20 protein-coding genes are annotated in these 22,279 nt (G+C 72.4%); 13 read left to right on the forward strand and 7 right to left on the reverse strand.

Annotated elements, in window-relative coordinates; genetic code table 11:
• Positions 1–92: 92 nt before the first annotated feature.
• Positions 93–1,367: a family 2 encapsulin nanocompartment cargo protein terpene cyclase gene (locus tag ACFVUY_RS21950; RefSeq protein WP_387732238.1), complete on the forward strand. Its 1,275-nt coding sequence runs from the start codon at positions 93–95 to the stop codon at positions 1,365–1,367.
• 87 nt (positions 1,368–1,454) lie between these two features.
• Complete coding sequence (locus ACFVUY_RS21955) at positions 1,455–2,333, forward strand: geranyl diphosphate 2-C-methyltransferase (protein ID WP_387694559.1); 879 nt, start codon at positions 1,455–1,457, stop codon at positions 2,331–2,333.
• A 112-nt stretch (positions 2,334–2,445) separates the two neighbouring features.
• Here ACFVUY_RS21955 and ACFVUY_RS21960 read toward each other — a convergent pair whose 3' ends face one another.
• Positions 2,446–3,090 (reverse strand): dihydrofolate reductase family protein, encoded by a 645-nt coding sequence (locus ACFVUY_RS21960; protein WP_387732240.1) that lies wholly within the window; start codon positions 3,088–3,090, stop codon positions 2,446–2,448.
• Positions 3,091–3,392: 302 nt separating this feature from the next.
• Between ACFVUY_RS21960 and ACFVUY_RS21965 the strand changes: the two genes are divergently transcribed.
• The 3 genes from ACFVUY_RS21965 (at position 3,393) to ACFVUY_RS21975 (ending at position 5,472) form a co-directional block, all read left to right on the forward strand.
• Positions 3,393–4,463 carry a phosphatidylinositol-specific phospholipase C domain-containing protein gene (locus ACFVUY_RS21965; RefSeq protein WP_387732243.1) on the forward strand — a complete coding sequence of 357 codons (1,071 nt, stop codon included), beginning with the start codon at positions 3,393–3,395 and terminating at the stop codon, positions 4,461–4,463.
• A gap of 114 nt (positions 4,464–4,577) precedes the next feature.
• Entirely contained in the window at positions 4,578–4,970 is a 393-nt protein-coding gene (locus ACFVUY_RS21970) for a ribonuclease (RefSeq protein WP_359915598.1), read from the forward strand.
• A 151-nt stretch (positions 4,971–5,121) separates the two neighbouring features.
• Entirely contained in the window at positions 5,122–5,472 is a 351-nt protein-coding gene (locus ACFVUY_RS21975) for an isomerase (RefSeq protein WP_359915600.1), read from the forward strand.
• Positions 5,473–5,648: 176 nt separating this feature from the next.
• Here the strand turns inward: ACFVUY_RS21975 and ACFVUY_RS21980 are convergent, their stop codons facing one another.
• Positions 5,649–7,256 carry an alpha/beta hydrolase gene (locus ACFVUY_RS21980; protein ID WP_387732246.1) on the reverse strand — a complete coding sequence of 536 codons (1,608 nt, stop codon included), beginning with the start codon at positions 7,254–7,256 and terminating at the stop codon, positions 5,649–5,651.
• Positions 7,257–7,415: 159 nt separating this feature from the next.
• On the opposite strand from ACFVUY_RS21980, the gene ACFVUY_RS21985 reads away from it, so the two are divergent.
• The 3 genes from ACFVUY_RS21985 (at position 7,416) to ACFVUY_RS21995 (ending at position 11,534) form a co-directional block, all read left to right on the forward strand.
• Entirely contained in the window at positions 7,416–8,768 is a 1,353-nt protein-coding gene (locus tag ACFVUY_RS21985) for an MFS transporter (RefSeq protein WP_359898349.1), read from the forward strand.
• 60 nt (positions 8,769–8,828) lie between these two features.
• Positions 8,829–9,809, forward strand: a complete 981-nt coding sequence (locus ACFVUY_RS21990) for an SAM-dependent methyltransferase (RefSeq protein ID WP_387732248.1) — start codon at positions 8,829–8,831, stop codon at positions 9,807–9,809.
• 93 nt (positions 9,810–9,902) lie between these two features.
• On the forward strand, positions 9,903–11,534 hold the full coding sequence (locus ACFVUY_RS21995; RefSeq protein WP_387732250.1) for a purple acid phosphatase family protein: 1,632 nt from the start codon (positions 9,903–9,905) through the stop codon (positions 11,532–11,534).
• An 87-nt stretch (positions 11,535–11,621) separates the two neighbouring features.
• On the opposite strand, the gene ACFVUY_RS22000 is transcribed toward ACFVUY_RS21995, so the two are convergent.
• The 5 genes from ACFVUY_RS22000 to ACFVUY_RS22020 form a co-directional block, all read right to left on the reverse strand.
• Positions 11,622–13,145 carry a cytochrome P450 gene (locus ACFVUY_RS22000; protein WP_387732253.1) on the reverse strand — a complete coding sequence of 508 codons (1,524 nt, stop codon included), beginning with the start codon at positions 13,143–13,145 and terminating at the stop codon, positions 11,622–11,624.
• Positions 13,146–13,214: 69 nt separating this feature from the next.
• Entirely contained in the window at positions 13,215–13,832 is a 618-nt protein-coding gene (locus ACFVUY_RS22005; protein WP_387732256.1) for an ATP/GTP-binding protein, read from the reverse strand.
• Entirely contained in the window at positions 13,813–14,175 is a 363-nt protein-coding gene (locus tag ACFVUY_RS22010) for a DUF742 domain-containing protein (protein WP_359898354.1), read from the reverse strand. Before ACFVUY_RS22010 ends, ACFVUY_RS22005 begins: the two co-directional genes overlap by 20 nt.
• 78 nt (positions 14,176–14,253) lie before the next feature.
• Positions 14,254–14,640: a roadblock/LC7 domain-containing protein gene (locus ACFVUY_RS22015; protein ID WP_380551404.1), complete on the reverse strand. Its 387-nt coding sequence runs from the start codon at positions 14,638–14,640 to the stop codon at positions 14,254–14,256.
• A gap of 17 nt (positions 14,641–14,657) precedes the next feature.
• The gene (locus ACFVUY_RS22020; protein ID WP_387732259.1) at positions 14,658–16,256 is read right to left on the reverse strand and encodes a sensor histidine kinase; all 1,599 of its coding nucleotides are present in this window, start codon (positions 16,254–16,256) and stop codon (positions 14,658–14,660) included.
• A gap of 495 nt (positions 16,257–16,751) precedes the next feature.
• On the opposite strand from ACFVUY_RS22020, the gene ACFVUY_RS22025 reads away from it, so the two are divergent.
• The 5 genes from ACFVUY_RS22025 to ACFVUY_RS22045 all read left to right on the forward strand — a co-directional run bounded on the left by ACFVUY_RS22025 (position 16,752) and on the right by ACFVUY_RS22045 (position 22,191).
• Positions 16,752–17,444, forward strand: a complete 693-nt coding sequence (locus ACFVUY_RS22025; RefSeq protein ID WP_387732262.1) for a Crp/Fnr family transcriptional regulator — start codon at positions 16,752–16,754, stop codon at positions 17,442–17,444.
• Positions 17,445–17,577: 133 nt separating this feature from the next.
• Positions 17,578–18,516, forward strand: a complete 939-nt coding sequence (locus ACFVUY_RS22030; RefSeq protein ID WP_387732265.1) for a hypothetical protein — start codon at positions 17,578–17,580, stop codon at positions 18,514–18,516.
• The gene (locus tag ACFVUY_RS22035; RefSeq protein ID WP_387732268.1) at positions 18,513–20,633 is read left to right on the forward strand and encodes a hypothetical protein; all 2,121 of its coding nucleotides are present in this window, start codon (positions 18,513–18,515) and stop codon (positions 20,631–20,633) included. The genes ACFVUY_RS22030 and ACFVUY_RS22035 overlap by 4 nt, the downstream gene beginning before the upstream one ends.
• Positions 20,630–21,580 (forward strand): hypothetical protein, encoded by a 951-nt coding sequence (locus ACFVUY_RS22040; protein ID WP_387732271.1) that lies wholly within the window; start codon positions 20,630–20,632, stop codon positions 21,578–21,580. The genes ACFVUY_RS22035 and ACFVUY_RS22040 overlap by 4 nt, the downstream gene beginning before the upstream one ends.
• A 155-nt stretch (positions 21,581–21,735) precedes the next feature.
• Entirely contained in the window at positions 21,736–22,191 is a 456-nt protein-coding gene (locus ACFVUY_RS22045; RefSeq protein ID WP_387732274.1) for a Pycsar system effector family protein, read from the forward strand.
• Positions 22,192–22,279 lie beyond the last annotated feature (88 nt).

A 22,279-nucleotide genomic window follows, 5' to 3' on the forward strand; every position in this document is an offset into this window, starting at 1 on the left:
TGTGCGCGACCCCTTCCCAGAGGAGGCTCCATGCCCCTGCGTGCCAGACCGGAGACACCATGCGGGCCCGTGACCGCGCCGGCGGTGGGCCCATGAGCACCCCGGCGATCGACCGGATCCTGCGCGGGCCCAGCGGGCTGGGCACCTCCGGGCTGCAGTTCCGGCCGCAGGTGTCGGTGCCCGGGGTCGAGGCCCCCGAGGTCCCGGTGCCCGAGGCCCCAGCCTCCGAGGTCCCGGTGCCCGAGGTCCCGGAAGCCGCGACCGAGGTCACGGCGGCGACCCCCGGGTTCCGGCTGCCGCCCGTCCACGTCCTGCCCGTTCCGCCCGCCGCGACCGCGGCGGCCGCGAGCCCGGCCGCCGAGGCGCCGAGCGGCGGAAAGCCCAAGGCCGGCGACCCCATCCCCGGCCTGTACCACCACCCGATCGCCGAGCCCGACCCGGTGCGGGTGGAGGCGCTCAGCGCGGAGATCAAGATCTGGGCGATGGAGGAGGTGGAGCTGTACCCGCCGGACTGGGAGAAGGACTTCGACGGCTTCTCCACCGGGCGCTACATGGTGGCCTGCCACCCGGACGCGCCGAGCGTCGACCACCTGATGCTCGCGGCCCGCCTGATGGTGGCCGAGAACGCGGTGGACGACTGCTACTGCGAGGACCTCGGCGGGTCGCCGATCGGCCTGGGCAGCCGCCTGCTGCTCGCGCACACCGCGCTGGACCCGCTGCACACCACGACGGAGTACCACCCGGACTGGGAGGCCTCGCTGTCGTCGGACGCGCCCCGGCGCGCCTACCGCTCGGCGATGGAGTACTTCACCCGGGCCGCCACGCCCTCCCAGTCGGACCGGTTCCGGCACGACATGGCGCGGCTGCACCTCGGGTACCTGGCCGAGGCCGCCTGGGACCAGGCGGACCACGTGCCGGAGGTGTGGGAGTACCTGGCCATGCGCCAGTTCAACAACTTCCGCCCCTGCCCGACGATCACGGACACCGTCGGCGGCTACGAGCTGCCCGCCGAGCTGCACGCGCTGCCCGCGATGCAGCGGGTGATCGCGCTGGCCTCCAACGCCACCACCATCGTCAACGACCTCTACTCGTACATGAAGGAGCTGGCCAGCCCCGGACTGCACCTGAACCTGCCGGTGGTGATCTCCGAGCGCGAGGGCGTCTCCCGCAAGGAGGGCTACCTGAAGGCGGTCGAGGTCCACAACGAACTGATGCTGGCCTTCGAGGCCGAGGCGGCGGCCCTGGCCCTGTCCTGCCCGGTACCGGCCGTCCCACGGTTCCTGCGCGGTGTGGCCGCGTGGGTGGACGGCAACCACTACTGGCACCAGACCAACACCTACCGCTACACGCTGCCCGACTTCTGGTGACACCGGCCCTTCCGGCGGCGCCACCTCGCACCGGCAGCGAATCCCCTTTGATGACCGACCCCTTGACCATCCACTAGGAGTTGACCCATGTCCGTGACCGACGACATCACCACCCCCGGCAACACCATCCCCGGCCCGGCGACCCCGTACCAGGGCGACATCGCACGCTACTGGGACCACGAGGCCCGTCCGGTCAACCTTCGCCTGGGTGACGTCGACGGCCTCTACCACCACCACTACGGGATCGGGGAGATCGACCGGGCCGCGATCGGCGACCCGGCCGACAGCGAGCGCGAGAAGAAGGTGATCGCCGAGCTGCACCGCCTGGAGTCCGCCCAGGCCGACGTGCTGCTCGACCACCTCGGCGACATCCGCGCCGACCACACCCTGGTCGACGCCGGCTGCGGCCGCGGCGGCTCGATGGTGATGGCCCACCAGCGCTTCGGCTGCCGGGTCGAGGGCCTGACCCTCTCCACCCAGCAGGCCGAGTTCGGCAACAGGCGCGCCGCCGAGCTGGGCATCGGAGACTTCGTCCGCTCCCGGGTCGCCAACATGCTGAACATGCCCGTCGAGACCGGCACGGTCGCGGGCTCCTGGAACAACGAGTCCAGCATGTACGTCGACCTGCACGACCTGTTCGCCGAGCACTCCCGGGTGCTGAGCGTCGGCGGCCGGTACGTGACCATCACGGGCTGCTGGAACCCGCGCTACGGCCAGCCGTCGAAGTGGGTCTCGCAGATCAACGCCCACTTCGAGTGCAACATCCACTCCCGCCGCGAGTACCTGCGGGCGATGGCCGACAACCGCCTGGTGCCGCAGGCCGTCATCGACCTGACCCCGGACACCCTGCCCTACTGGGAGCTGCGCAACACCACCTCGCTGGTGACCGGCATCGAGGAGGCGTTCATCGAGTCCTACAAGGACGGCTCCTTCCAGTACGTGCTGATCGCGGCCGACCGGGTCTGATCGTCCGATCAGGGGCCTTCGCCCCGGTGGCGACGCACGACGACGGCGGCCTCCCCGCACCTGCGGGGAGGCCGCCGTCGTCCGTTCCGGAGCGGCCGGGGCCGGGCGCCGGCTACGGCCTGGTGAAGGTGTAGTGGGTGACGCCGCTCGGACTGGTCACCGCCTCGGTGCGAAAGCGCCGCTCCAGCCCTTCGAGCCCGCCCCAGAGCGGCTCCCCCCGGCCGAGCAGCACCGGCACCACGACCACGTGCAGGTGGTCGATCAGATCGGCCTCCAGGAAGGCCCGGACGGTGCTCGGGCCGCCGCCGATCCGCACGTCCAGGCCGTCGGCCGCCTCCCGGGCCCGGCGCAGCGCCTCCTCGGGGGAGGCGTCGAGGAAGTGGAAGACCGTCCCGCCGTCCATCTCCAGGGAGGGGCGCGGGTAGTGGGTGAGCACGAAGACCGGCGTGTGGAACGGCGGGTTCGGCCCCCACCAGCCCCGCCAGTCCTCGTCCTGCCAGGGGCCGCGCTGCGGGCCGAACTTGTTGCGGCCCATGATCTCCGCGCCGATGCCGTCGCCCCAGGTGCGGGCCATCGCGTCGTCCACGCCGGTGTCGCCGCCCTCCTTGCCGTTCATCCGCCGGAACGTCCGGGTGTCGAAGAACCAGCGGTGCAGCCGGTCGGCGGCGTGGCCGAACGGCGCGTCGAGGCTCTGGCCCTCGCCCGTGCCGTAGCCGTCCAGGGAGATCGAGAAGTTGTGGACCCGGACCAGGGACATCGGTTCCTCCGCCGCTCTGCGCGCCTCACGCGTGTGTCGGGTGCGGACCGCCCGCACCCCGCGCCTGGGCCAAACTAGCCTGGAGCCACCGAACCCCGACGTTCCGTCACCGTCCTCGGGCGTGGCGGGTGCGGCGGATGGGGAGCGCGTGGAGGAAGAGGAAGGGAGCGGGGGAGAAGCGGTGCAGCCGTCACGCTATTGTCGTGCCTTCTTCATCCTGAGCACGCCCGGGCGGGCGATGCTTCGTCAGGCTGCCCGGGAGCAGGGCGGCCGGCATCCCATGACTTGGGGGGACCGTTCCGATGACCGTACGCCGCACCCTGACCGGATTCCTGGCCGCCGGCCTGATGGCCGCCGCGGCGGCCCTGATCCCGACCGCCCCTGCCGACGCCACCACGGGCGGGTCGGGCGACCTGCCGTTCGGCTCCGCGACCACCGTCGGCCTGCACAACACCTACGACCCGGCCGCGTTCCCGTACCTCGCCCAGGGCCTGGACACCGGCACCGGCATGATCGAGCTGGACCTCTGGCCGAACGTCTTCACCAAGACGTGGCAGGTCAGCCACTCCAACCCGTTCGGCAACTCCAACAACTGCACCGCGGCGAGCACCCCCGCGCAGCTGTACGCGGGCGGCACCGACCAGAACCTGGAGAGCTGCCTGGACGACGTCCGGGTCTGGCTCGGGGCGCACCCGGGCGCCGGGCCGCTGGTGATCAAACTGGAGCTCAAGCCGGGCTACTCGGCGAACCTCGGGATGGGCCCGGACCAGCTGGACGCGCTGATCGCCCAGCACCTCGGCTCCGCCGTGCTGCGCCCGGCCGACCTGCTGGCCAGGCCCGGCGGCGGCTCGTACGCGAGCGTCGACGAGGCGGTGCGGGCGGGCGCCTGGCCGAGCCGCTCGGCGCTGGCCGGGAAGGTGCTGCTGTACGCGATCCCGGGCACGGTCGAGCTCGGCAACCCCTTCGACACCCTGCACACCGACGTCGAGCAGGGCCGGCACCTGCGCGACCTGGCGGCGGCCGGCCGGATCGGCCAGGCGCAGGTGTTCCCCTCCGTGCTCGGCGCCGCCACCGGCGACCCGCGCGGCCAGTACACGGGAGCGGACGCCTCGATCCGGCCCTGGTTCGTGGTCTTCGACGGTGACGCCTCCACCTACGTCAGGACCGTCGACACCGCCTGGTACGACAACGCCCACTACCTGCTGGTGATGACGGACTCCCACCTGGTCGCGCCGGAGATCAGCGGTACGGACCCGACCGCGGACCAGGCCCGGGCCCGCACCGAGCAGCTGGCGAAGGCGCACGCGAGCATCGTCTCCAGCGACTGGCGCAGGCTCCCGGCGGTGCAGTCGCTGGTGCTGTCGCGCGGCTGAGGCCGGCCCGGCGGCTGACCGGGCCGAGGCCCTGACAGGTACGTCGAGTTGACCGGAGGTGAAGAGTTGGAACGGGGCTTCCGATGGCTCCCGGCCGCCGCCATCCTGGTTGTCATGACCCGAACTCTACGCGCGTGGAAGACCCGCGTCGCCGCCACCGCCGCCGTTGCCCTGGTCACCCTCGCGCCGATCGCCGTCGCGACCGAGGCACAGGCCGCGGTGAGCGGCTCGGTGTGCCTGTCCGCCCTGCCCTCCCAGGCCGGCACCACCCTCGACCTGATCGCCTCCGGCGGTCCCTTCCCGTACAGCCAGGACGGCGTCGTCTTCCAGAATCGGGAGCGCGTGCTGCCCGCGCAGTCCTCCGGCTACTACCACGAGTACACCGTGGTCACCCCGGGCTCGCCGACCCGCGGCGCCCGTCGCATCGTCACCGGCAAGCAGTACCACGAGGACTACTACACCGCCGACCACTACGTGACCTTCCGCAAGATCAACTTCGGCTGCTGAACCGGCCTCCGCTCCACCGTTTCACCGCTCACCGTTTCACCGCTCACCGCTCCACCGGGCACCTCCGGGGCCCCGGCGCCGCACCCCGCGCCGGGGCCCCGGGCGCGTCCGATAGCGTCGGGGCGTCCGGCAACGACTCCTGGAGGTTCCCGTGCCGCAGATCCTGGTCGACCACTCGGCCGAACTCGACTTCGACCGGGCGGCGCTGGCCGCCGAGGTCCACCAGGCGATCACCGAGGTGATCGACACCACGGTGGCGGACTGCAAGACGCTCTTCCGCCCCGCCGGCCGGCACCACGTCGGCGACGGGACGAGCGGCGAGGCCGTGGTGCTGGTCGAGGTGAAGATCCTGGCCGGCCGCAGCACCGAGCAGCGCGCCGAACTGACCGCCCGGGTGCTCGCCGCCCTGCGCGCCCGGATCGACCGGCCCGCCGCGATCGGCGTCCAGGTCACCGAACTCGACCGGGACACCTACCGGTTCGTCCACCACCCCGGCCACTGAGCCCTGGCCGCTGAGCCCCGGACTCCGAGTCCCGGACTCCGAGCCGTGAACTTCGAGCCGTGAACTTCGAGCCCTGCCACCGGGTCCCTGTCACCGGGCCGGGCCCGGCCCGGCCCGGGGAACGGCGGCGGCGCCGGGCCGGTGAGCCCGGCGCCGCCGGTGGAGCAGGCCCGTGGTCAGTCCGTCGGGCAGTGGATGCCCGCGGCCGGGACGGTGCCGTCCAGCAGGAACGCGTCCACCGAGGCGCGGACGCACTTGCTCGCGCCGTAGCCGGTGTGGCCCTCGCCGTCGCGGCTGATCAGGACGGCGTTGCCGAGTTCGGCGGTGAGCTTCTCGGCCCAGGCGTACGGGGTGGCCGGGTCGCCGGTGGTGCCGACGACCACGATCGGGGCGGTGGCGGCCGACTTGATCACGTGCGGCTTCTCGGTCGCGCGGAACGGCCAGATCCGGCAGTCCGGGTCGAACAGCGAGGCCATCGGGTCGTGCTTGCCGACCAGCGGGGCCTTGGCGGCGAGGTCGGTCAGCGCGGCCTGCAGCTGCTCACCGGCCGGGGCGTCGGTGGCGCCGTCGGCGCAGTGAATGGCGGTGTAGGCGTCCGCCGACGGGCCGTAACGGCCTTCTTCGTCACGGCCGTTGTAGCCGTCGGCGAGGTCGAGCAGGTAGTCGGCCTTGCCGCGCACCATCGCCCAGCCGATGGAGTTGCGCAGGCCGGTCCACGCCTTCTCGCCGCCGTAGAGCCGGCTGAGCACGCCGGTCCAGGCCGCGCTGGAGGTCAGGGTGCGGCCCTTCTCCGTCCTGAGCGGCTTGTCCTTGAGCCCGTCGAGGAAGGCGGCGAGCTTCTGCGGGGCCTGGTCGGCGTCCTTGCCGAGCGGGCAGGCGTCCTTGGTGACGCAGTCCGCGGCGAAGGCCTTCAGCGCCCGCTCGAAGCCGGCCGACTGCTCGATGTTGTGCTGGATCAGCGAGGTGGAGGCCGAGGTGGCGCCGTCCAGGACGAGCCGGCCGACCCGGTCCGGGAACTCCTCGGCGTAGAGCGAGCCGAGGTAGGTGCCGTAGGACATGCCGAGGTAGCTGAGCTTCTGGTCGCCGAGGGCGGCGCGCAGCACGTCCATGTCCCGGGCGGTGTTGCGGGTTCCGACGAAGGGCAGGACCTGTGCGTACTTGGCCTGGCAGGCGTCGGCGAGCTGCTTGCCGTGGTTGTCGCCCGCCTGGTCGGTGTTCAGCCAGGCGTCCCGGGCCCGGTCGTCCAGGCAGTTGAGCGGGCTGGTGCCGCCGGTGCCGCGCGGGTCGAAGCCGACGATGTCGTAGCGGTCGTGCAGCGGGCCGTCGAGGCCCTTCGGGTCGTAGGTGACCATCTGGACGCCGGAGCCGCCCGGGCCGCCGGGGTTGATCAGCAGCGAGCCGATCCGCTGGTCGGGCCTGGTGGCCGGGTTGCGGACCACGGCGACGTCCAGGGTGCCGGCGGCCGGGGCGGTGTAGTCGAGCGGGACCTTGAGGGCGGCGCACTGGAGCGCCGAGACGTCCTCCTTGTTCTGCGGGTCCTTTGCGCAGGGGCCCCAGGCGAGCTGCTGGCCGTAGAAGGCCTTGAGCGCCGGGTCGGCGGCACCGGTGGGCTTGACGGTCGGGGTGGGCGTCGGGGTGGCCGTCGGCGTCGCGCCGGCGGGGGCCGTGGTGGCCGCGGGCGCGGCGGCCGTGCCGCTCCCGCCGGTGCAGCCGGCCAGCAGGGTGGCGGTGGCGAGGGCTGCGACGGCGGCGGGCAGGACGCGCCGCGGATTCCGAGTGATCATGAAATGCACGGCACAGGAATATCACCTGCCTGTCACATCGGTCACATGGGATTCTCGGAGTTCTCCGCGGCGCCGCTCGCCGCGACGGTCGGGGGTGATGCCGTCCGCCGGGCGCGAGGGGTGATTCCGCGGGGCGCCGAACGATGCCATGCTGAGGTCATGACAGAAAGCAGTGCGGTGGCCCCGCTCCGTGAGCAGGCGGAAGCCGGCGGGCGGCGGCGGGAGTTGGCCGCGGCGACGGTCGGATCGGTGGTCGAGTCCTTCGACTGGAGCATCTACGCCGTCCTCGCGCCCTACTTCGCGGCGGACCTCTTCGGGCACGGCAAGCACGGCGTCAGCGGCGTGCTCGGCGCGTACGTCACCTTCGCGGTGGGCTTCGTCGCCCGGCCGGTCGGCTCCTACCTGATCGGGCGGCTCAGCGACACCAGGGGACGGCGCTTCGCGCTGAGCCTCGGCATGGCGGTGATCGCCGCCGCCAGCCTGGGCATCGCCGTCATCCCCGGCCAGCAGGCCATCGGGGTCTGGGCGGCACTGCTGGCCGTGCTCGCCCGGGTGGTGCAGGGGCTCGCCTTCGGCGGGGAGGCGCCGAGCGTGGCCGCGTACGTGACCGAGACCGCCCCGCCGCGGCACCGCTTCGCGTTCAGCTCGATCTCCTACGGCGGGATCGTCCTCGGCTCGCTGCTCTCCTTCGGGGTGCTCACCGTGCTGATCCACACCATCGGCAAGTCCGGTTTGGAGAACGGTGGTTGGCGCCTGGGCTTCGCGGTCGCCGCACTGCTCGGGCTGGCCGCCGTCTGGGTGCGGCGGTGGGCGCCGGAGAGCGCGGAGTTCCGCCGCACCCGGGAGCGCGCGCGGCGCACCGCCCGCCCGCCGTTCCTGCGGACGCTGCGCGAGCACCGCTGGGCGGTGCTCACCGTCTTCCTCAACACCCTCGGGGGGACGGTCGGTTACTACTTCGCGCTGGCGTACCTGCCGCAGTACGCCGCCGCCTACCACGTGGTCGGCAAGGAGGAGGCGGCCTCCTTCATGACGGTGGTGCTCGTCGTGGTGCTGGCCACCATGCTGCTCACCGGCGTCGCCGCCGACCGCTTCGGCCTGCTGCCGGTCGCCCGGATCGGCTTCGGCCTGCCGATCCCGATGGTCGGCATCCTGCTCGCCGGGCTGCGCCAGGGCTGGCTGCCGTTCCAGGTCGTCGCCGTGCTGCTGGGAATGCTGGTGGCCACGGTGCTCGGCACGCTCAACGTCTTCACCGGGCTGCTGTTCCCGACCGAGGTGCGGGCGGTCGGCCTCGGCGTGGTCAACGCGACCACCATCGCCGCGTTCGGCGGCACCTTCCCGCTGCTCGCCGAGTGGCTGAACGGCCGTCATCTGCTGGGCCTGATCCCCGGATACGTCACCGTCTGCACGGCCGGTCCGGCCCTCGCGCTGCTGACGGCGATGAAGGTGCCGTCCTTCGCCGCGGCCGTGCGGGGCGCGGAAGCCTCGGTTCAGCGGACACCGGGAACCGCCTGACGGACAGTCATCCCCTGTGGTTGAGTGGTCCGGACCATTGCTGATCGGGGAGGGCGGAGCATGGGTACCGACGCTTCGGGTGCGGACATACCGGACACTGCCGGACGGGACGGCGGCGCATCGGACACCGGTCCGGGTGCCGGTGGTCCGGACGACTGGGGTTCGGACGACTGGGGGTCCTACGACCGCCCGCCGGGGGCCGGCCTGTCGGAGAGCTGGCTGACCGAGCCCGGGTTCGAGGAGCCGCCGCAGGTGGACCTGCGCACCGACCGGGCGCACTCGGCCCGGGTCTACGACTACCTGCTGGGCGGCAAGACCAACTTCCCCGCGGACCGCGAGGTCGGCGACCGCGTCCTGGCCGACCTGCCCGGCGTGCGCGCGGACGCCACCGCCGCCCGTGCCGTGATGCACCGGATGGTGCGCCGGCTCGCCGAGGTGCACGGCGTGCGCCAGTTCCTGGACGTCGGCACCGGCATTCCCACCGCGCCCAACCTGCACGAGATCGTGCAGTCCGTCGACCCGGCCTGCCGCGTGGTCTACGTCGACAACGACCCGATCGTGCTCGCCCACTCGCGCGCCCTGCTCACCAGCACCCCCGAGGGCCGCACCGCCTACGTCCAGGGCGACCTGCGCGAACCGGAGCGGTTCCTCGCCGACCCGGCGGTGGCCGGCACCCTGGACCTTCGCGAGCCGGTCGCCCTGACGCTGATCAACATCGTCCACTTCCTCTCCGACGAGGCCGCGCACCCGCCCGTCCGCAAGATCCTGGACGCCCTGCCCGCCGGCAGCTTCCTCGCGCTGTCCGCGGGGACGGCCGACATCGCGCCGGAGCGCAGCGCGGCCGCCGCCCGCCGGTACGAGGACGCCGGGATCACGCTGCACTTCCGCTCGCGCGAACGCGTCGAACTCTTCTTCGCCGGGCTGGAGTTGGACGATCCGGGGGTGGTCCTGATCAACCACTGGCACCCGGAGCTCGCCGAGGTCCCGGGCTCGGGCGAGGACACGGTCTCGGTGTACGGGGGAGTCGGCCGCAAGGCGTAGTCGGATCCTTCCTCGTCAAAACGATCGTCTTTACGTGCTCATGTCATTAAAGTGACTGCCCGTCGAACCCCCCACTCGGCAGGCGGAGATTTCATGACCATTGCACGCAGGTCCATCCTCAAGGGCACCTCGGCGGCCGGAGCCGCCCTCGTGGCGGCAGGGACGGCGGCCGCGCAACCCGCGGCCGCCCAGCCGGCCGACGACGCGCCCGCCGGTCCGCTCCTGCAGACCACCCCGCACCGCGCCGGAACGGCCTCGGTGACCGGGCTGCACCTGCAGTTCGGCACCGACGCCAGTACGGAGATGACCGTCTCCTGGCTCACCCCGCAGTCCGTGCGCCGACCACAGGTGCGGTACGGCTCACCGGACGGCGGCCTCGGCCGGGTCGTCCAGGCCGAGACCCGAACCTACCGGGACTCGATCGACAAGGCCGAGGTGTACGTCCACCACGCGCGGCTCACCGGCCTGCGCCCGGGCACCACCTACCTCTACAGTGCCGGCCACGACGGTGCCAACGCCGAGACCGGCACCTTCACCACCGCCCCGCGCGGCCGAACCCCCTTCACCTTCACGAGCTTCGGGGACCAGGCCGCGCCCAACCTCCGCCGCCGGATCACCTTTCCCGACGGCATGCCCTCCCCGCTCGGCAAGTACCCCGTGTTCATGAGCAGCCAGGTCGGCACCGCGGCCTCCGCCGACATCGTCGCCGCCGTCGAACGCGTCGGGCCGCTGTTCAACCTCATCAACGGCGACCTCTGCTACTCCTCCTACGCCGGCCGCCACGGCCAGAGCCGCACCGCGACCTGGGCCGACTGGTTCATCAGCAACAGCCGCTCCACCCGGCTGCGGCCCTGGATGCCCTGCGTCGGCAACCACGAGAACGAGGGCGGCAACGGCCCGATCGGCGCGACCGGCTACCAGGCCTACTTCACCCTCCCCGAATCCTCGGCCTCCTCCGACGAGGAGACCCGGGGCATGTGGTACGCCTTCACCGTCGGCTCGGTGCGCTTCATCAGCCTCGCCAACGACGACGAGGCCATCCAGAACTCCGGCGACGTCTACCTGCGCGGCTACTCCGGAGGCGCCCAACGGCGCTGGCTGGAGCGGGAGTTGCGAGCGGCCCGGAGCAGCCGGGCGATCGACTGGATCGTGGTCTGCATGCACCACCCGATGATCTCCAGCTCGATGCACGGCTCCGGCAGCGACCTCGGCCTCCGCGAGACCTGGGGCCCGCTGTTCGACGCCTACGGGGTCGACCTGGTGGTGTGCGGCCACGAGCACTACTACGAGCGCTCCCACCCCGTCCGCGGCACCCTGCCCAACGACACCCGCACCCCGGTGCCGACCGACACCCGCACCGACCTGGTCGACACCGGGCGGGGCACCGTCCACATGATCATCGGGGCCGGCGGCAACGCCGCCACCACGCAGGACGACCTCTTCGAGAAGCCCAAGGGCCGGGTGGTCGTCGGGCTGGAGGACCCGAAGCCGGGCGCGCCGTACCGGGAGTCGGTCTGGGTCACCGAGGACGCGCCCTGGGCCGCCGTCCAGGACCGCACCCACGCCCACGGCTTCGCGGCCTTCGAGGTCGACCCGGGCGACCGGCGCGGCGGCACGACCACCATGAAGGTCATCTACTACACCTTCGACGGACCGCACGGGGACCTCACCCCGGTGGACACCTTCACCCTGTACCGGCGCCGGACCGACGGGCGCGACGGCTGACGGCCGGGCCGCCCGGCACACGGCCGACCGGCTCAGGTCAGCCGTGCACCGGGCGGCCCGGGGCGGACAAGGGCGGCCCGGGGCGGCTCAGCGCCGGAACAGGCCGGTGAGCACGTCCCACCAACCGCGGCGCTGCGCCGGGACCGCCGGGACCGTCGGCCCGGCCGTCCCGGCGCGCTCGGCGTTCCGGGGGCCCGGGACGGCCTGCTCCGCCGCCGAGCCGCCCTGCTCCGCCTGCTGGGCCCCGGCCTTCGCCTGCTCCGCCTCGGCCTCCTCGGCCTCCGCCACCGAGAGCGGGTCCGGCTCGATGTCGCGGGCGGTGAACTCCACCGGCAGCGCCGTCAGATGACGGGAGATCCAGGCCGAACTCCAGGTCAGCTCCTCCTCGGGCACCCCGAGCCGGACGTCCGGCAGCAGGGTGAGCAGGATGTCGATGCCGGCCTCGGCGACGTGCCGCCCGATGTCCTGGCCGGGGCACTCGTGCGGACCGGCGCCGAAGGACAGATGGGAGCGGTTGCCGTACAGCTGGGCCGCCAGGTCGGGCCGGACCACCGGGTCGACGTTGCCCGCCGCGAGCCCGAGCAGCAGCAGGTCCCCGGCACCGATCCGCTGACCGCCCAGCTCGGTGTCGGCGGTCGCCCAGCGGCCGGCCACCAGGGACATCGGCGGGGAGTCCCAGAGCACCTGGTCGAGCGCCTCGCCCAGGGTCATCTGGCCGCCCGAGAGGTGGGCGCGGAACCGCGGGTCGGTGAGCACCATCTTCAACGAGTCGGCGATCAGGTTGACGGTGGTCTCGTTCGCGGCCAGCAGCACCACCCGCAGGTGCTCCATCACCTCGTCCTCGGTCAGCCCGGCCGGGTGCGCCAGCAGGCGGCTGGTCAGGTCGTCACCGGGGCTGTCGCGCTTGATGGCGATGGTCCGGCGCAGACCGGCGACCACGTACTCGTTGCTGGCGATCGCCGTCTCGGTGCCCTTCACCAGGTCCCGGGCGGCGGTCACCAGCTGTGGCCCGTACTCGTCCGGCATGCCGAGCAGCTTGGTCATCACCAGCATCGGCAGGTGCTCGGCGAACTGGGAGATCAGTTCGGCCCGGCCGGTCGGCCCGACCACCTGGACCAGGTCGGTGGTGAAGCGGCGGACGTGACGGCGGATGCCGCGCCGGTCGAAGCCGTTCAGGCCGTCCAGCAGCGCGCCGCGCAGCCGGCGGTGCTCGTCGCCGTCCGCGAACACGCAGATCGGCTGCCAGGCGACCACCGGCAGCAGCGGAGAGTCCGGCGGGACCTCGTTGTTGCGGAACGCGCTCCACAGGCGCGAGTCCCGGGAGAACAGCGAGGGCGTGCGCATCGCGGCGATGTTGGCGCCGTGGCCGAGCACCAGCCAGGCCCGGTGGTCGCCGTGCAGCAGCACCGGGGCCACCTCGCCGTACTCGGCGCGCAGCTTCTCGTACAGGCCCGCCGGGTCGGTCTCGGCCTCCGGCCCGTACAGGCGGCGCAGGCCGCCGGGGCCGGTCGGGGCGATGCCGCCGCCCGCGTGGGCCGGGCAGCCGGGCGGCGGGGCGGCGGGCGAGGCGGGGCCGGCGGGGAAGGCGGGTTCGGGGAACGGGGTGGTCACGGGGGTCTCCGGTCGCGGGTGGGTTCGGTGACGGGCGGTCGGTGGGGGTGGTACGGACGGACCGTCGGCTCAGCCGCCGGACGGGGCGGCCAGCTCGTACAGGTAGTGCATCAGGGTCATCAGGGTGTCCCGGCTGGACTCCCGGCTGCGCGCGTCGCACGCGACGATCGGCACCTCGGACGGCAGGTCCAGCGCGTCCCGCACCTCTTCGAGCGGGACGGGCGGCGCCTCCGGGAAGCCGTTGACGGCCACCACGAAGGGCACGCCGCGCTCCTCCAGACGCCCGATCACCTCGAAGCTGACCTCCAGCCGGCGGGTGTCAACCAGCACCACCGCGCCCAGGGCGCCCTCGAACAGCCCGTTCCAGAGGAACCAGAACCGCTCCTGGCCGGGGGTGCCGAAGACGTAGAGCACGAGCCGGTCGCTGATGCTGATCCGGCCGAAGTCCATGGCCACGGTGGTGGAGGTCTTCTGCTCGACCCCGGTCGGGTCGTCCACCCCGACCCCGGCCTGGGTCATGGTCTCCTCGGTGGTCAGCGGGCGGATCTCGCTGACCGCGCCGACCAGCGTCGTCTTGCCGACGCCGAAGCCGCCGACCACCACCACCTTGACCGCCGTGGTGACGGTGTCCGGCAGCAGGTCCGGACCGGCCGGCCCGACCACCGTGTCAGAGCCGCTGAAGTCCATGGATCACCGCCTCCAACAGGGCACGGTCGGGAAGCTCCGCCGCGGGCACGGCGGAACTGCGGGCCTCGATCAGCCCGTCGTCGAGCAGGTCCGCCAGCAGGACGATGACCACGCTGACGGGCAGCTCCAGGTAGGCGGAGACCTCCGCCACCGAGAGCGGGGACCGGCACAGCCGCAGGATGGCGGCCTGCTCCGGCTGGTGGGCGGGGGTCGGCTCCGCACGGGAGACGATCAGGGTGACCAGGTCGAAGACCCCCGGTCCGGAGGGGCCGCTGCGGCCCCGGGTGATGACGTACAGCCGGTCGGGCTCGGGGCCGTCCCAGCCACCCTTCTCGGCCGTCATGCCACCGCCTCGCTGTGCTCGTTCATGTGCCCGTCCCGCCGCCGCAGCCCACCGCGGCAGGCCGGGCCGGGTGCCGGCTCACGCGACCGCCTCGGGATTGCGCGGCGGGGTGGACAGGTGCTCGCCGATCCGGGCGACCAGGTCGCGCATCTGGTGGCTCACCAGTCCGGCGTCCACGCCCTCGTCGGCGAGCACCGCGAGATAGGCGCGGTCACCGGCCGCCATCAGGTAGAAGTAGCCGCCGTCCACCTCGATCACCACCAGCCGCATCGAGCCGTCGCCGTGCGGGAACTCGTGGCCGATCGCGCCGGCCAGGCTCTGCAGCCCGGCGCAGGCGGCGGCGAGGCGGTCGGCGGTGTCCGGGTCGGTGCCGTACTGGGCGATCCGCAGGCCGTCGGCGGACAGCACGATGACGTGGCGCACGCACGGGACGCTGTCCGCGAGGTCGTTGAGGATCCAGTCCATGTTGTTGCGGTGCGGAATCACTGCTCGCCCTTCCCTGCCGTGTCTTCACTGGTGTGCGCGGCGCTGGTGTGTCCGGCACCCGCCTGTCCGGTACCCGTCCGTCCGGCACCCGCCGGGCCGGACGGGCCCGGCCCGGTGCCCTTGATGCCGTCCATGAACGCCTCCAGCCACAGGCCCGGCTGCTTCGGCTCCTTGGCGGGGCCCGCCGCCCGGGCCGGCGGCCCCGCCACCGGCCCGGCGGGCTGCGCGGTGGCGCGCGCGGCCCCGCCGAAGCCCCGCGGCATCATCGGGCGGCTCCGCCGGCGCTGCGGCAGGCCGTTGGGCGTCCACTCGGTCACGATCACCTCGTCGTCCCCGGCGCCCGGGCCGGAAGGCCCCCACGGGTTGGTCGAACCGTAGGACGGCCCGACGCCGGCCGAGGTCGTCCGGGTGCCCCACGGGCGGCCCGGGGCCGCGTGCCGGGGCGGGTTCGCCGGAAGCGGACGGGGGCCGGAGAAGGCGCCGATGCCGTGCGCCCGCCCGGTCGGCGGCGCGGTGGTGAGCAGCTCCTGCGGCACGACCAGCACCGCCCGCACACCGCCGTACGCGGAGCGGCGCAGCGAGATCTGGAAACCGTACGCCTGGCAGAGCCGGCCGACGATGGCGAAGCCCAGCCGGGGGGACTCGGTGAGGTCGTCGAAGTCCTTGGAGACCATCGCCTCGCGGATCGAGCGCTCGGCGCGGAACCGGGCCTCGTCGGTGAGGCCGAGGCCGCCGTCCTCGATCTCGATCGCCATGCCGCTCTGCACCTCGGAGGCGCTCAGGTGCACGTGGGTGTGCGGCGGCGAGTAGCGGGTGGCGTTGTCGAGCAGCTCGGAGACGGCGTGGATCAGCGGCTCGACGGCCGGTCCGGTGACGGAGATCTGCGCCACCGGGTGCAGGTCCACCCGCTGGTACTCCAGGATCCGGGACATGCCGCCGCGCAGCACGCTGTAGAGCGCGATCGGCCGGGTCCACTGCCGGCCGGGGCGGGCGCCCGACAGGACCGCGATGCTGTCGGCCAGGCGGCCGGTCAGCGCGTTGCCGTGGTCCAGGCGCAGCAGGTCGTCGAAGACCGCAGGGTCGTTGCCGTGCCGGTCCTCCATCTCCCGCAGGTCCTTGGCCTGCCGGTGGATGATGGCCTGCACCCGGCGGGCGATGTTGACGAAGGCCCGCTCGGCCGAGTCGCGCCGGCTGACCTCGTCGTCGACGGCCTTGGCGACGGCCTCGGCGACGGCCACCAGGGAGCGGCGGAACCGCGGCGACACGGGGGCGTCGCTCTCCTCCAGCGGGCGGGTCAGGACGTCGAAGGAGTACCCGTAGCGGGCCCCGGCGACGATCCGGCGCATCTCGCCCCGGGCGAGCCGGTCCAGCTCGTCCTCCTGACCGGCCAGCCGGCGTTGGAACTCCTCCACCTGCCGGGCGTGCCGGTCGCGCGACTCACTCAGCGCCCGCCCGCGGCGTGCCGACTCGGCGGCCACCACGGCCACCAGCACGGTGCCCGTCGCCCCGCACCACAGCACCCCGGCCCGGGCCCCGTCGGACACCACCGCCGCGGCGACCGCCACGGCCACCGCCATCACGGCCGTCGGCAACAACCAGCCAAGCAGGGGCGCTTGGCGCCGTCTGGCGAGTGACGATCCAGCTCGAAGCATTCAGCATCCTCAAACGATCGGAACAGCAAAGGGGGACAGGCGGGGGATCGGCTCCGCAGGCGTGGTGGTGCAGCATAGCCAAGTTCAGGACATCCTGACCGAAAGTCAAAAATACCGTCCCGCAACCGACTTGTCGTATCCAGCCGGACAACACCGACATCTCGCACACCAGTCGCAACCCGGAGCGGCCACCGCCCTCCCACCAGGCTTCTCGCCCCGCCGCCCGCGCGCCGCCGACCCGCTCCGGATTCGCTCATGCGAAGGGTTTCCTCGCCAAGTCCCGCCACCTCGGACGGAGTTCGTGCTAAGAACGGCGAACCGGGTCAACCGGTCGGGTGGCAATCACCCGGAAGGGGATCCGCGGCCCGGCCTGGCGAGCCGCACCGCGACGCCCCGATTCCCGGGCCCGCGGCGAGCGACGTCTCCTAAGGTCGTCGCATGGACGATCACGACAGCCGAGCACCGGGTCCGCTCGGCCGGACCCTGCGCCACCTCATGGGCGACGCCGTTTGGACGGGCATGCTGGCGGACGCGTTCGAGCGCCGGCACCCGATCGGCACCACCCTGCTGCGCCAGGGCGAACCGGGCACCCACGTCCTCGCGCTGCTGGCCGGAGTGGCCAAGGTGAGCCGGCGGGAACGCGACGGGGACGTCCGGCTGCTGGCGTTCCGCGGCCCCGGCGAACTCCTCGGGGAAGTGGCCGTCCTGGACGACGGCGTCCGCTCGGCCAGCGTCCAGGCGATCTCGGACTGCACGGTCGCGGTCGTCACCAAGACGGCCTTCCTGCGCTTCGTCGCCGAGCACGAGCTGTTTCCCGTGCTGGTCCGCTACGCCATGAGCCGGCTGCGGGAGTCCGACCTGGCCCGGACCGGCGGCGACGTCGTACCCCGGCTGGCGGCCGCCCTGGTCGCCCTGGCCGACCTGTCCGCAGGGCCGGTGCCGACGGCCGGTCGCCGCATCGAACTCGCCCTGACCCGGGACGAACTGGCCCAGCACCTCGGCGTCTCCCGCAACACCGTCACCGCGGCCCTGGTGTCCCTGGCCGCCCACCGCGTCGAGGCCGGCCGGAAGTCCATCGCGCTCCACGACCTCCCCGCCCTCCGCCGGGTGGCCGCATCCCTGCGCGACTGACGAGCCGTCACCTCACCCTTCCGTCGATGTGACCTCCGTCACTCGTTTTCCGCACCGAGTGAGCACACCGCGCCGCGCGACCTCGCGAAGCTTGGTGGCGCAAGGTCAGCACGGGAACCACAAGGAGCAGAGAATGACGGAGTTCGACCAGCCCATGCCCGAGGCCAGCGCGCTGCCGTACAGCCGCAGCCGGCACCTCCCGCCGTACCGGGGCATCGTCGCCGTGGACGCCAAGGACTTCACCGGACACCCGGCGATCGAGCACGGTGTGATCAGCAGGTCGGTGCCGCAGGTACTCCAGTGGTCCTTCGAGCGGGCCGGGCTGGGCGACGTCTGGCAGGACCGGAGGTTCCCCAACTCGACCGGCGACGGATACGTGTTCGGCTTCGACCCGGCCTGGATGCCCTTCCTCGTCCACCCCTGGCTGAACACCCTCCAGGAGGTGCTCACCGAGTTCAACGTGCACTCGGTCGGGACGGTGCGCATCCGGCTGCGGGTCAGCCTCAACATCGGCCCGCTGCCGGACACCGGCGGCGAGTTCGACGGCAACGGCACCCCGCGCAACGACACCCACCGGCTGCTCGACTCCCGCCCGGTGAAGGCCATGCTCGCCGCCTCCAACGAGAGCATCACCCACGTCGCCGCCATCCTGTCCGACCGGTGCTACCAGGACGCGGTGGCGAGCGGCTACACCGGGCGCCACCCCGACCACTTCATCGAGGTGCCGGCGACCGTCGAGGGCAAGCGCTTCGACCAGCAGGCATGGCTCTACGTGCCCTCGCCGTCCGGGAACCTGTACGACCGCAGGATCCTCGGCGACGCCGTGGTGCAGGAGCAGGAGGGACGGGACGGGCAGGACGGCCGGAAGACGGACCGGCCGGCGGAGGGGCGCCGGGCGCCCAGGACGGTCGTGACGCAGCGGGGCGACGGCAGCAACCTGAACAGCGGCACGGTGTACGGCGGCCAGAGCGTCACCAACGCGGGAGGCGACTCGTACGGAGGCTTCGGCGGCGACTACGTCCGGGGCAACAAGGATACCGTCCACGGCGACAAGCACGAGCAGCGCCGGTGAGCCCCGACGAGTACCCGGCCGGGGCTCCGGTCGGAGCTGACGACCTCGACCTCGACGAGTTCGAGGAGCTTGAGGTCGCCTCCGGGGGCCGGCGGTACGTCATCTACGCACCGAACGGCAACATCAACACCGGTTCGGTGCATGGGGGCCAGCGCATCGAGAACGGAGCCGCTGGGACGGCCGCGGGCGGTGAGTGGGTGGAGGCGCAGGACGGACCCATCTCCGCACCGGAGATCCTGGACGCCCAGACCGGGTTCGCCGAGCCGGACTGTTTTCCCGGAGCGTTGGAACAGCTCCGTACCCGATTGCTCTTCCTCACCGGAGAGCCCGGCACCGGACGCCGGACCACGGCCCTCAATCTGCTGTTCAAGGCCAGCGGGAACAGCATGGCCCTGCGTGCTCTCGACAGCGACTCGGACCTGTCGTCGTGGCGGCCCACGCAAAGCGGTGCACGCGGGTACTTGGTGCACGGCCTGTCGACCACGGTCCGGCTCGGCCCGACTGCGATCGCCAAGCTGCGTGACCGGTTGGACGCGGCCGACGCCTGCATGGCGGTGCTGCTTCCGCACGATCCAGACGCGCTGCGACGCCTCGCTCGTGAACTGGACATCACCCCGGTGCGCTATGCGGCCCCGTCGTCGCGTGCCGTCTTCGATACGCGTCTTGCGGCCTTGGTGCCGAACGCGCGACGGCGTCGGGAGCTGCTGGGTCGGTTGGAAGCTGACCTGGACGAACTACTGAAGCCCGAGCTGGTGCCTGCCCAGGTCGCGGAACTCGTCGCCGAGGTGAGCCGGACCGGGTGCGAGGGCCTCGACCCGGCCGACCTTGGCGACCGACTCAGCTTCCTTGCGGAGAAGGAGGTTCCGGGTCTTTTGGAGGAGCTTCGTGAGGACCCGGACGCGCTGGCGTTCCTGCTGGTGACGAGTGTCCTGGAGGGGTTCGACCACCGGATCGTCCGGGACGAGACCGACCGGTTGCTGGAACTGGCCGACGGCCGCCTCGATGCGGTGCTGCGGCCGGGTGCGGACGGGGACGGTGTGGGGCCTCGGCCGAATCCGAGGTTTGTCCTCCGGCGCTCGCTGGATGAACTGCTGGCGACCATCAGGGCCGAGCGGCTGCCCAGCGAGGTCCGGGAGGCCTCGGAGTTCACCTATACGGTGGAGCCGGTTCGATTCAGACGGCACCGGCAGGCGGAGACTGTGCTGCGACATGTGTGGCGGCAGTACGGGGATGTGTCGAAACTGCTGACCGAGTGGATGCAGAACGTTCCGGGCTCCGAGCGCGAACTGGCCGAACCCATGGGCCGTGTGGTGGGACTGGCCGCCGGCTGGGGCGGCGGTCGCCGAGCACTCAGGCAGATTCATGAGCTGGCGAAGTCCGATCACACGCTGAGCCGCAGGACTGCTGCCTACGCGCTGAGTGTCGCGGCGCAAGACCCGTTGCTCGCCGGCGAAGTCAAGTATCGACTCTCCAGCTGGAGCATCAGCGGTGGCTGGAGGCTCCGGTCAACTGTTGTTGACGCCTGCGGCAGGGACTTCGGGGCATCCAGGCCGGAGCTCGCGACCTCGCTGATAGAGACGTGCTATAAGGGGCGGGACGGGGATGAGCGGCACGTCGCTCAGGCCGTTAAAGAGGCCCTTCGTGGGCTGTTCCTGGCAGGAAGCCAGCCGGCCGTCTTCCGTCAGGTCGTGGAGTGGGCGGACGGGCCCGGGGACAACTCTGATTTCGCGCTCGACACCTTCTGCATGCTGTTCATCTGGGACCGGTCCTGGTTCGGGCAACAGCTGAATGCCGGGACCGAGTTCGCAGACTCCGTGATCACCATGATTCGGCGGGGCCTTGACGACAAGCGCTATTTCGGGCGGACGTGTCGCGGAATCATCGGTTGGTCACGGCTGGCGGTCGCGGACGAATCGCTCCGATCAGCCCTGGAAATCCTGCTGATCATGCTCGTGCAGGAGATGCGTCCCGGTGAGCTGAGGCTGCTGCTCGAGATCGAAGAGAGCCGCTACCCCGACCTGGCGGGCCGCGACATCGCCCACCGTGCCCTGGAGGCCTGGCGGCGCGGCGAGCCGCAGCCCTACCGCTCCGCTCCTGCCTTCGGAGGCCCCCGATGACCCTCGACACCGACCCGCCCGTCTACACCCAGGCCACCCGCGCTCCTTGGCGGGAGATCCTTCGGCACCGCTGGTCCGGGCGGCGCGACCGTGCGCTGGTCCTGGGGGATCGCCACGGGGTGTACCACCAGCTGGGGAAGGGCCGTCCGAACCCGGGGGGCGGGGTAGCCGCTCGGCTCGGGCTGCGCGGATTCGACCAGGCGTACCTGGTCGACCTGAACGAGCGTCCGGGCACTCGGGATGTTCGCCTTCCCACGTCCTTCGGCACGGCCTCGCTGGAGGTTCACGTCCTCTGGTGGGTCCACGATGCCGCACGGGCCGTGCAGACCCGGACCAGCCTGGGATGGCTGCCGGTGCGCAAGGACCTCGACGGGCGCTTGTACCAGCTCAGGGAGCAGTTCGCGGCCGCGGGCACCAGGCTGGGCCCCGAGGAGCTGGTCCAGTACCTGGCGGCGCCGTACGTGCTGCCCCACTACGGGCTCGGTTACCGAGTCACCGATGTCTCCGCGCGCGAGCACGGCAACGAACTGCGCCTGGGGGAGCCGGACGCGATGGACGTGCCCTTCGACTGGACGGTCAAGAGCAAGGAGGAGTACGAGTTCTGTCGGCGCTATGTGCAGGACGGCCCGGTCGCCCTCGCTGCCCTCTGGCTCGCCAGGAAGCCGGACGAGGTGCGCGACGTCCTGGACTGGGTGGTCAACCACTCCGACCTGCTCCGGGGAGAGAGCACCTGGCAGGACAAGATGGCCCTCATGCTGGGCAGGCTGACGGAACAGGAGCAGGAGGAGCTGTCCAGGATTCTGCGGGACCGTCTGGTCGCCCTCGGGCGGCAGGTCCCCGGGCCGCCTTCCCAGCCGCCGGGTCCGGGCTTCACCAAGCTCCACACCCACGTCAACGGTTGGGCGGGCGGCGTCCCGAACGGTGTCCCGAACGGCGTGCCGCGATGACCCGGGCAGGCGTGCGCCGCGAGCCGGTGCGCCGTTCGCCCCGCAGGCGTTCCGTCGCCGGAAGCCCTCGGCGGCCGGCCGTTCGACGGTCCCGCCGATCCGTCGCGCCGATAGCGGCGACCACCCCGTCCTCCGTGTCGGCGATGGAGCGCCTGATGGCGGCCAACAGCGCGGAGCTCGTCCGGGCCGACACCAAGGCCGCCGTCTTCCTGGCCTTCACCGGCGCGGTGCTCGCCACCTTCGTCCCCTTGGACGGCGGCGCCGGTTCCGGCGCCCTGGCGTGGACGGTTCCGCTCCTGCGGTGGAGTGCGGTGGCCGGCGCCCTGCTGGCGGTGGGCTGTTTCGCCGCCGCGCTGGTTCCCCGTCATCGCAAGGGGCGGCGGGGGGCCGCGGCCGGTCCGGGGTACTTCGAGCACATCGCCCCGGGTGCGGGCCCGGACCGGCTGCGTCGGGCCTTCGAGCGGGCCGGGCAGGATCCGGCGGGCCCGCTGCTCTCGGCGCTGGCCGGCACCAGTGCGATCATCCGCGCGAAGTACCGCTGGATCGAGGCGGGCACCGTCCTGCTCCTGCTGGCGCTGCCCCAGTTCGTGCTCGCGCTCCGGCCGCTGTGACGGCGGGCCGCTGACGGGCCCCGGCCGCATCGCCACGGCCGGGGCCGGTGGCACGGTCGGAGGCAACAGATGTTGCGCTGCAGGGCAA

Origin of the sequence: Kitasatospora sp. NPDC058063, assembly GCF_042885395.1 — a bacterium.
Lineage (GTDB): Bacteria > Actinomycetota > Actinomycetes > Streptomycetales > Streptomycetaceae > Kitasatospora > Kitasatospora lactacystinica.

Coding starts and splice junctions, on each gene's coding strand:
- ACFVUY_RS22010 (WP_359898354.1), bottom strand. CDS start 14,175: ATGACGGCCGAGAAGGGTGGCTGGGACGGCCCCGAGCCCGACCGGCTG.
- ACFVUY_RS22015 (WP_380551404.1), bottom strand. CDS start 14,640: ATGGACTGGATCCTCAACGACCTCGCGGACAGCGTCCCGTGCGTGCGC.
- ACFVUY_RS21950 (WP_387732238.1), top strand. CDS start 93: ATGAGCACCCCGGCGATCGACCGGATCCTGCGCGGGCCCAGCGGGCTG.
- ACFVUY_RS21960 (WP_387732240.1), bottom strand. CDS start 3,090: ATGTCCCTGGTCCGGGTCCACAACTTCTCGATCTCCCTGGACGGCTAC.
- ACFVUY_RS21970 (WP_359915598.1), top strand. CDS start 4,578: ATGACCCGAACTCTACGCGCGTGGAAGACCCGCGTCGCCGCCACCGCC.
- ACFVUY_RS21985 (WP_359898349.1), top strand. CDS start 7,416: ATGACAGAAAGCAGTGCGGTGGCCCCGCTCCGTGAGCAGGCGGAAGCC.
- ACFVUY_RS21955 (WP_387694559.1), top strand. CDS start 1,455: ATGTCCGTGACCGACGACATCACCACCCCCGGCAACACCATCCCCGGC.
- ACFVUY_RS21990 (WP_387732248.1), top strand. CDS start 8,829: ATGGGTACCGACGCTTCGGGTGCGGACATACCGGACACTGCCGGACGG.
- ACFVUY_RS21980 (WP_387732246.1), bottom strand. CDS start 7,256: ATGATCACTCGGAATCCGCGGCGCGTCCTGCCCGCCGCCGTCGCAGCC.
- ACFVUY_RS21965 (WP_387732243.1), top strand. CDS start 3,393: ATGACCGTACGCCGCACCCTGACCGGATTCCTGGCCGCCGGCCTGATG.
- ACFVUY_RS22025 (WP_387732262.1), top strand. CDS start 16,752: ATGGACGATCACGACAGCCGAGCACCGGGTCCGCTCGGCCGGACCCTG.
- ACFVUY_RS22005 (WP_387732256.1), bottom strand. CDS start 13,832: ATGGACTTCAGCGGCTCTGACACGGTGGTCGGGCCGGCCGGTCCGGAC.
- ACFVUY_RS22040 (WP_387732271.1), top strand. CDS start 20,630: ATGACCCTCGACACCGACCCGCCCGTCTACACCCAGGCCACCCGCGCT.
- ACFVUY_RS21995 (WP_387732250.1), top strand. CDS start 9,903: ATGACCATTGCACGCAGGTCCATCCTCAAGGGCACCTCGGCGGCCGGA.
- ACFVUY_RS22030 (WP_387732265.1), top strand. CDS start 17,578: ATGACGGAGTTCGACCAGCCCATGCCCGAGGCCAGCGCGCTGCCGTAC.
- ACFVUY_RS22045 (WP_387732274.1), top strand. CDS start 21,736: ATGGCGGCCAACAGCGCGGAGCTCGTCCGGGCCGACACCAAGGCCGCC.